At 71.1% G+C, this 8872-nt stretch carries 5 protein-coding genes and 1 pseudogene; 3 read left to right on the forward strand and 3 right to left on the reverse strand.

Annotated features, from left to right (window positions below; translation table 11 throughout):
* Positions 1–143: 143 nt before the first annotated feature.
* Positions 144–773 carry an HNH endonuclease family protein gene (locus LCE31_RS30555; protein WP_225020059.1) on the reverse strand — a complete coding sequence of 210 codons (630 nt, stop codon included), beginning with the start codon at positions 771–773 and terminating at the stop codon, positions 144–146.
* Positions 774–1204: 431 nt separating this feature from the next.
* Here LCE31_RS30555 and istA point away from each other — a divergent pair.
* Positions 1205–2704 (forward strand): annotated as a pseudogene (istA, locus tag LCE31_RS30560) (IS21 family transposase); the annotation flags it as partial.
* 229 nt (positions 2705–2933) lie between these two features.
* On the opposite strand, the gene LCE31_RS30565 reads toward istA, so the two are convergent.
* Entirely contained in the window at positions 2934–4124 is a 1191-nt protein-coding gene (locus LCE31_RS30565) for a Dyp-type peroxidase (protein ID WP_225020060.1), read from the reverse strand.
* A 98-nt stretch (positions 4125–4222) separates the two neighbouring features.
* Here LCE31_RS30565 and LCE31_RS30570 point away from each other — a divergent pair, with 98 nt between their 5' ends.
* Positions 4223–5596: a right-handed parallel beta-helix repeat-containing protein gene (locus tag LCE31_RS30570; protein WP_225020061.1), complete on the forward strand. Its 1374-nt coding sequence runs from the start codon at positions 4223–4225 to the stop codon at positions 5594–5596.
* Positions 5597–5630: 34 nt separating this feature from the next.
* Here LCE31_RS30570 and LCE31_RS30575 read toward each other — a convergent pair whose 3' ends face one another.
* Positions 5631–6338 (reverse strand): hypothetical protein, encoded by a 708-nt coding sequence (locus LCE31_RS30575; protein ID WP_225020062.1) that lies wholly within the window; start codon positions 6336–6338, stop codon positions 5631–5633.
* 244 nt (positions 6339–6582) lie between these two features.
* Here LCE31_RS30575 and LCE31_RS30580 point away from each other — a divergent pair.
* On the forward strand, positions 6583–8872 hold a 2290-nt coding region (locus tag LCE31_RS30580), incomplete at its 3' end, for an SdrD B-like domain-containing protein (RefSeq protein ID WP_374118595.1).

Genomic DNA, 8872 nt, shown 5'->3' on the forward strand with positions numbered 1-8872 from the left:
GGGGCGGGGGGGCGGGGCGGGGCGGGCGGGGGGGGGGCGGGGGGGGGGGGGCGGGGGGGGCGGGGGGGCCCCCCCCCCCCCCGCCGCCTCATCGACAGGTGCGGGACCGGGACGAAGCTGCCCCTTCACCTGGTCCGGCAACTTCAGCAGCCGCCCAGGACCTTGGTCAGCGCGGCCTTCTCGGCGGTGTCGACGGAGAGCTTGTAGTAGTGCTTGACCTGGACCCAGGCGCGTACGTACGTGCACTGGTAGGAGGCCATCGGCAGCCACTGCGCCGGGTCGTCGTCGCCCTTGGACTGGTTCACGTTGTCGGTGACGGCCAGAAGCTGCGGGCGGGTGACGTCGTTGGCGAACGCCTCGCGCTGCGCCGCGGTCCAGGCGCTGGCCCCGGAATCCCATGCTTCGGCGAGGGGGACGAGATGGTCGATGTCGAGGTCGGAGGCGGCGGTCCAGGTCGCACCGTCGTAGACCGACTTCCAGGTGCCGGCCGTGGCCTTGCACGAGGCGTCGGTGGTGACGTTGGTCCCGTCGCGCTTGAGGATGTACTCGCGGGTGTCGCAGGTGCCGCTGATGGTGATCCAGGTGTGGAAGAGGCTGCGCTCGTAGCCGGTGCGGTTCTCGGTGGCAACCTTCAAGTCCGCGAGGTAGGAGCGGGCCGTGGCGGCGGTGACCGGCGTGGGCAGCGCGGCGTCGGCCGGCGTCGCGGCCACGGTGAGCGCGCTCGCAGCGAGGAGGGCGGCACCGACGAGCGTGGAGAGGCGGCGAAGTGACAAGCACATCAGGATTCCCCAGGGGAGTGGCGGTCAGTGATGTGCCATCAGCTTGGCGCCGACGCGCGTGACGCGGGTAGACCCTGAGGAGTGAAATGTGCATGGCGAACATGAGTCCGTGCGATCACCCAGCCCGTGAGGCAGCGCAGGACACGCGCGGCGCACTGCCCAGTGGCCGTCCTCAGCGCGCACCGCACGATGGACAGGAAGAGCCGGTTGCTCGCCCCGCGCGGGCGCGGGGCGCGCTGCTCAGTGGATGCGAACGGCCCCAGAGATGGACGGCTGACGGCGGCCATGACAAGCTCCCCGTAGGCGGCCATTTACGGCGCATCCTGTGGCCTCGGGATTCCCAGAGTACGGCCACTTACCTCCCCGCCCGCAAGATCGAGATCTCGTTCGGCGAAGGTCGGGCGGGTGAAAGCAGCAGCGAGATCATGGAAATCCTGGAGGCGTACGACCTCACGGGGAGTTACCGTGCTGCGGCCGATCTGGCCGGGGTGGATCACCACACGGTGGCCCGGTACGTGAAGATGCGGGCCGCAGGCCAGCACCCGGAACAGCGCCGCCACCGTGCTCGCGGGATCGACGACTATTTGCCGAAGATCGAGGAGTTGGTGGTCCGTTCGCAGGGCAAGTTCCGTGCGGACGTGGTCCACAAGAGGGTCGTCGCTATGGGCTTCACCGGCGGGGAACGCACCACCCGCCGCACTGTCGCAGAGACAAAGGCCCAGTTCAGGGCTGGTCGGCGGCGTGTTTACCGGCCGTGGGTGACTGAGCCGGGGCTCTGGCTGCAGTTCGACTACGGCGACGGTCCGGTGATCGGCGGGCGCAAGACCGTGTTGTTCTGCGCCTGGCTGGCCTGGTCGCGGTTTCGGATCGTGATTCCGATCTGGGACAAGACGCTGCCGACGGTTACCGCGTGCTTGGACGTGACGTTCCGCCGGATCGGTGGAGTGCCGGCCTACGTACTGACCGACAACGAGAAGACGGTCACGACCGATCACATTGCCGGGATCGCGGTCCGCAACCCGGAGATCGTCGAGGTCGCGCGGCACTACGGCACGACGATACGCACGTGTGCGGATCCTGAGACGAAGGGCGGCAGCGAGGCGACGGTCCGCATCGCGAAGGCCGATCTTGTCCCCAAGGACGTCAACCTGCGTGAGCACTACACGACGTTCGCCGAGCTGGAGGCTGGCTGCCGCACCTTCTGCGAGGGAGTCAACAACCGGGTCCACAAGGCGACTCGACGCAAACCCGTCGAGCGTCTGGCGGAGGAGGCTCAGTGGCTGCACCCGCTGCCGCGGCGTCCGTTCACGGCCGCGTTCGGCACCACCCGCAGGGTCAACTGGGAATCGACGATCTCCGTCGAGGGAGTGCGCTACTCGGTCCCGCACCAGTTGATCGACGCCCGGGTCTGGGCCCGGTTCCACGGCGACGAGCTGATCGTCACGGCCGTCGACGAGCACGGCTCGGCACGCGAAGTCGCCCGCCACCGCCGCGGCCAACCCGGCACCCCGATCCTCGAGGACACGCACTATCCGCCGCGAGCGGACAAGGAAGCCGACCGCACCCCGAAGGCGAGATCCGCGGAGGAGGCCGCGTTCTTGCAGCTCGGTCCCGGCGCCGCGTCCTGGCTGGTGGAGGCCGTAGCATCAGGAGTCCGCAGGATCAAGGCGAAGATGGCCAAGGCCGTCGCCCTGTCGAAGCTCTACTCCACGGCCGAAGTCGATCGAGCCCTGGGCACCGCCGCGGTCACCGCCCGCTTCGCGGACAAGGACCTGCTCTCGATCCTCGACTACCAGGCCACCCGCGGCCAGGCCGAGCCGGCCCACCGCAGCAAGGAGCACTCCCTGCAGTCCGGCACCTCCGCCTGGTCCACTTTCGGCACCGCCCTGACATCGGGTCCCGGTACACGCGGAGATTCGAGGGAGCCGCTGCGCGCACCTCTGGGGGTGCGTCACCGTTGGGAGGCGGGCGGCGGCACTCCGAGGAGCACGCCGAACTGCTGGAGCGCGTCGTTGACTTGGTCCAGCGGTACGCACGCCCCGCGGCGATCGCTTTCAACCGCGGGCCGGACGCCACCGACGAGGGCAGGTCCCTCGCTGGATGGGATGGCGCCGGGGCGGCGGCAGGGCGCGGCCTCGGGAGGAGGCCCCGGCCTCACGCGAAGAGGGTGGAGCCGAGCGGACGTTGAGGGGTGAAACCGGGGAGGATCAGGAAGGTGGCGGTCGCGGTCGTGGTGGTGAAGGCGAGCAGCGCGTCGGAGTCGTCCATGCGGGCCAGGGTGCTGGTGAAGGTCCGCAGCTCGTTCTGGAAGCTGATGAAGAGCAGGCCGGCGGTGGGGGCGTCGGTGCTGTAGGAGCGGCGGAGCATCAGGCCGGCGCCCACCGCGTTGGCGTTGGCGCGGCGGACATGGGCGTCGGCCGGGATGAGGTAGCGCCCGTCGGGCGTCTTGGCGCCGAGCGACGGGTCGGCGGTGATGGCGCCGCCGGACAGCGGGGCGCCGGAGGTGCGGCGGCGGCCGAACACCGCTTCCTGCTCGGCGACGGACAGCGCGGCGAACCGCGGCAGGTCCAGTTCCATCCGCCGCACCACCGCGATGGTGCCGCCCGCGACCTGGGACGGGCCGGCCAGCCACAGGTCGTGCTGCTGCGCCGCGGCGGTGTGCGGGCCCACGATCCCGTCGATGAAGCCGAGCAGGTTGCGCGGCGCGGTGAGGTTCTTGCCGACGAGGATGTTCGCGCCGCGGTGCGCGGACTGGCGCCAGCGCTCGCGCAGGCGGTCGCCGGCCTGGTCCAGCAGCGCGGTGGCGGCGACTGCGGGCAGCAGGGCGTCGCTCGCGCAGATCTGGAGCAGCAGGTCGCCGCCGCGGGCGTGGGGGGCGACCTGCTCGCGGGAGAAGTGGGGCAGATCGGTGGCGCCGGGCAGGGCCGCGCCGGCCGTGCGGACCAGCCGCGGGCCGACCCCGATCGTCACGGTGAGGTCGCCCGGCGGCAGGCCGAGCAGCCGGGCGTCGGTGCCGTCTGTCAACGCGGTTACGGTGCGGCCGATTTCGGCCAGCAGCGGGCCGGGGTGCGCCGTGGCGGTGAGGTTGGCGACCACGGCGAGCAGGTTGCCCTGGGCGGGTTGGGGCAGGATGATGCCCGCCTGGTGAGTGCCGGTGGCCGGCACCGGCGCCGGGGTGGCCGCGGACACGCCCTGGACGCTTGGCGATTCGGTGTCGTCGGACGGCGGGTCGGAACCGGCGTGGCCCGCGTTCGAGGTGCACCCCGCGGTGAGCCCGAGTGCCGCCATCGCACCGGTGGCGTCGAGGAACCTGCGGCGTGACGGCTGGTGATCGAGCGGGCGCATGATGTGCAGGGTGCCATACGCGCGGCCCGGCCGCCTGCCGGTGACCCGTCAACTTCGCATCGACCGCGAGGCGTTGATCGCCGTGCCAGACTGAGCCCATGACTCGATTAGCTCTTTGCCTGACCGCGGCGCTGCTGGGCGGCGCCCTGGCACTCCTGGACGGTTGCAGCAGCGGCGGTGCCCACGGCAACGGCTCCTCGGGCAAGGGGTACAGCGCGCCCGAGGGCAAGCGGCCCAGCGGCACGCACGTGACGATCCACGTACCGGCGGACGCCCCGACGATCTCCGACGCGGTGTCCGTGGCCCACCCCGGTGACCTGGTCCTGGTCTCCCCCGGCACTTACCACGAGTCGGTGCGCATCGACACCGCCCGTGTCACCCTGCGCGGCGCGTCCCGGCAGAAGGTCGTCATCGACGGGCGGTTGCAGCAGGCCAACGGCGTCGTCGTGGCCGCGCCCGGGGTCGCCGTGGAGAACCTCACCGTGGAGAACAACACGCAGAACGGGGTACTGGTCACCGGTTCCGCGCGGGCGGTCGCGGGGCTGCCCGGCCAAAGCGGCGGCTACGACACCGGCGACGAACCGGTGACGTTCCTCAAGTCCTTCCTGGTCTCCTACGTGACCGCGACCCACAACGGGCTCTACGGCATCTACGCGTTCTCCGCGCAGAACGGCGTGATCGAGTACTCCTACGCCTCGGGCGGCGCCGACTCCGGGATCTACGTCGGGCAGTGCAAGCCCTGCCAGGTCGTCGTGCGGGACAACGTCGCCGAGCTCAACGCGGTCGGCTACGAGGGCACCAACGCCAGCGGCGACATGTACGTGGTGGGCAACCGCTTCGTCGGCAACCGGGTCGGCCTGACCACAAACTCCGACCACCAGGAGAAGCTGCTCCCGCAGCGCGGCGCCGTCGTCGCCGGGAACCTGATCGCTGACAACCAGCAGCCGGGCACGCCCGAACAGGCCGACGGCGGCTGGGGGATCGGCATCGGCGTGGACGGCGGCAGCGGCAACCGGTTCGTCCGCAACCGGATCGCCGGCAACTCCGACGCCGGGTTCGTGATCACCGCGACCGCGGATCTGCCGCCGAACGGCAACCAGATCACAGACAACACGTTCACCGGCAATGGCGTCGACGTGGGCTGGACGTTCCCCAATTCCACGCACGGGCAGGGCAACTGCCTGCGCGGCAACACCCAGCACACGACCGTGCCCGCGCGGATCGCGACCACCGCGTCTTGCCCGCTGCCATCCGAGTCCGCGACGCCGTCGGGGACATGGAAGGCACCGACGGCACCTGCGGGCATCCCTTTCACCGATGTGGCCGCGCCAGGACCGCAGCCGCAGTTCCCGAACGCCACGACCGCCGGCGCCACCGCCTTACCGGCCGTTCCGGTGCTGCCCACCACCGCGGACGTGCCGCTGCCGCCCCTGTCGCTGCTCGCCACCGGGGCGCGGGTGCAGGTCGGCTAGGGCCGCCGGACATCCGGACCTCCCGGACCCGGCACTATGACGACGGCGTCGACGTGGCCCCGGGCAGCGGCCGCACCGCGACGTACGGGTGCGTGTCGAAGTCGATGACCACCGGCTGCTGTTCGGACGCCACGCTCGCCCGCACTCGGTACATCGTCCCGTCCGAGCCGACCCAGTACCGTACGGCGCCGGACGGGCCGGAGGCGGCGGTGGACTTCGGACCGGTCATGACGACCACCCGGTGGCCGCGCACCTCATCCTGGCCGACGCGGGCGGCGCCGTTCTGCGGCAGCAGCTCCGCGTTGTCCGGCCGGTCGCTGCCGAGGCCGAGCGCGATGGTCAGCGCACTGTCCAGCGAGCTACCGGCGGTCGTCACCGGACGGCGGTACCAGCCGGAGGCGGGCGGCGAGTTCGGCAGTGTGGCGGGGGCGTTCGCCATCGGCAGGATGAGCACGGTGGTGGACGACCACTCGATCAGGCCGTCGCTGGACGTGTCGCGGCCGCTGCCGCGCACCACCCCGTAGCCGACCTTCGCGCGGTAGTCGACGGCCCCGGTGACGGTGAGCCCGCCGCCGGTGCTCGGCACCGTGATCGTCACCGCGCGGCCGCCGGTCTGGTAGTTGCGGAAACGGGTGATCGCCAGTCGGTTCGCCTCGTCCGCGGTCAGGGCGCGCCGACCGGTGTCACCGTCGCTGCCGCCGCCGTTGCCGAGCAGGACGAAGGCGGCCGTCCCTGCCGCCACGGCGACGAGGGCGGCTGCCGCCCAGCGTAACCGCGGTCGGCGGCGGCCCGCCGTACCCCGCGGGAGACCTAGTCTGCTCCTCAAGCACATCACGCGGCGCGATGCTAACAGGAATCCGGAAAAGCGCCGTGGAGACTTTGTGTTTGCGGATAATGACGGGACGTCAGCTTGTAGCCTGTCCTGTGAGATCACTGTGGCAGCACCGACCGGCGACTCCGACGCGGGGATGAACAAAGGGAATTACATGCCATTACACAGGCTGGTGCGGGTGGGGCTGTCCTGCCTCTTGCTGATGGGCACCGCCACCGGCGCAGTCGTGACAGGTGCCGGCACCGCCGGCGCCTCGACCTCCGACGGCACTTTGACCGTCGAAGTGCTGCGGGACTTCCTCGGCACCGGCGTGATCAACGCCACCACCGACGTACCGCAGCGGAGCATGAAGGTCGAGGTGGCCGACGCCTCGGGCCATCACGTCACCGGCACCACCGACGCGACCGGGAAGGTCGTCGTGGCGCCGTCGTCCGAACTGACCGGCGGCCGCTACCGCGTGGACGTCAGCGTCCCGTCGCCGTACAGCGACTACCTCCAGGCGGCGCCCGCCTCGACCGCGGCGAACCACTTCGACAGCTTCACCAGCTTCGTGGACCTCACCGGCGGCAAGGACGCCTCGGTCATCACCGGCGTCTGGGACGCGGCCGACTACACGCTGCCGGACTCCCGGTACTTCGTGCCGATCCAGAACGGCGCGAGCGGCACCGACACCAAGGCCCTGGTGTCCTTCGGCACCGCCGCGCGGGGCACCTGCCCCACCGACTCCTCGTGCCCGGCCACCCTGGACACGCAGTCCGAGGTCGGCACCACCTACGGTCTGGCGTACGACCGGTACCGCAGCCGGCTCTTCCAGAGCGCGTTCGCCCGCCGCTACGCCCCGTACGGTCCGGACGGCGGTGACGCGATCTACACCGTGCCCGTCGACGGCGGGAGTGCGAAGCGGTTCGCGAAGGTGCCCGGCGCCGCACTGACGTCCCACGACAGCACCAACATGATCAAGGACGCCGCGTTCGCCCAGGCGCCGGGCAAGGAGAGCATCGGCGGGCTGGCCCTGTCGGAGGACGGCTCCACCCTCTACGCGGTCAACCTGCTGACCCGCAGCCTGGTGAGCTTCGACGCGACCGGCAGCACCGCCGGGGCGCCCAAGGCGACGGTGCCGATCCCGGACCCGGGCTGTGCCACCGCCGGCGACTGGCGCCCGTTCGCCCTCACCGTCCACGACAACAAGCTGTACGTAGGCGGCGTGTGCGACGCGGAGAGCACCCAGCGGCGCTCGGACCTGAAGGCGGTCGTCGACACGTACGACGGCAAGCGGTTCTCCACGGTGCTGACCCAGCCGCTCTCCGCCGAGCGCGGGAAGGTCTACGTCGGCTTCCAGTCCGACGCGACCACCCACTGGAACCCGTGGAACACCGACCTCACCAGCTGGGACCAGCGGGCAGCGTCGGGCAGCACCTTCGCCGACCCGCAGCCGGAGCTGTCCGGCCTGGCCTTCGCCAACGACGGCTCGATGGTGCTGGGCTTCCGCGACCGGTTCATGGACGTGCTCAGCGCGAAGGGCCTCGACCCGCGGCCGCTGAACAACACCGCCGAATTCGGCATGTCCGGCGGCGACATCAACATGGCGTGCGCCGACGGCTCCGGCGGGTACGCCTGGGAGGGCACGGGCAACTGCCCCAACCACGCCACCGCCGCCAATGACGACAACGAGGACAGCGGCGTCGTCGAGTACTTCCCCGGTGACTACTACGCCGGCGGGCACCAGGAGACCGCGCTCGGCGCCGTCGCCCACATCGCCCGCGAACAGTCCGTCGTCAGCACCGAGTTCGACCCGACGGTCCACGTCGAGACGGCCGGCACCGGCTACTATGACCTCACCACGGGGCTCGGCCCGGGCAACGACACCTCCGCCAACGCCTACCAGTTCGTCGGCCAGGAGGAGAACGGCTTCGGCAAGGCGGGCGGCCTCGGCGACATCGCGTACGCCGCGGCAAATGCGCCGATCCAGATCGGCAACGTCGTCTGGTACGACGGCGACCACAACGGCATCCAGGACGCCGGCCAGGTGCTGCTGCCGGGCGCGACGATCAACCTGCTCGACGCCGACGGCAAGCAGGTCGCCACGACCACGACCGACGCCGACGGCGAGTACTACTTCGGCGGGGTCGGCGCGGACTACCAGTTGACGCCGGGCGCCAAGTACACCGTGGAGTTCGACATCTGCACCGCCGACACCAGCGACGTGCCGGGCAAGCCCGGGGCCGGCAAGCTGCGCTTCACCCTGCCAGCGGCCGGCTCCGACCGGCCCCACGACTCCAATGTGGTACCGCCCACCAGCGGCAAGCTGTGCGACGGCACCGCGCCGGTGACCGCTCCGGCGAAGGCCGGTGGCGTCGTCCACACCATCGACGCGGGTGTCTACATCCCGGCGAAGACCCCGCCGACCTCCGCGCCGCCGACGTCCTCCGCCCCCACCTCCACCC

The organism is Streptomyces sp. 8L, from assembly GCF_020176795.1.
GTDB lineage: Bacteria > Actinomycetota > Actinomycetes > Streptomycetales > Streptomycetaceae > Streptomyces.